This window comes from Mesorhizobium sp. M2E.F.Ca.ET.209.01.1.1, assembly GCF_004010375.2.
Taxonomy (GTDB): domain Bacteria; phylum Pseudomonadota; class Alphaproteobacteria; order Rhizobiales; family Rhizobiaceae; genus Mesorhizobium.
Window position 1 is genome coordinate 1 of sequence record NZ_SADP02000801.1, and the last position, 320, is coordinate 320.

The window sequence follows — 320 nt, forward strand, 5'->3', positions numbered from 1 at the left end:
GGCGAAACGATCCTGCCGCTCGATGAGATAAGCGATTTGCAGGCGCTTGTCTTGGCGGTACCGCACAACGTCTATCTCACCAGTGAGAGAGCGCGTCTTTTTCAAATGATCAAGCAGGGCGGGACGCTGTTCGACATCAAGTCTGCCATCAAGCCGAATGAAATCCCTGACAATTTGAAGTATTGGAGTCTGTAAGGCTCGGCCTGAATTCAACACTGGGATCTACCGTGAGGTTAAGCAGGCCGATTCTGACCACCGACGCAGCCGGTCTTAGAGGATTCCATCTCCACAAGAGGCGGGCGTGGCTCGACCGGCTGAAC

At 54.4% G+C, this 320-nt stretch carries 1 pseudogene; it reads left to right on the forward strand.

From position 1 onward, the window contains the following. Positions 1–195 (forward strand): annotated as a pseudogene (locus EN852_RS37970) (nucleotide sugar dehydrogenase); the annotation flags it as partial. Positions 196–320 lie beyond the last annotated feature (125 nt).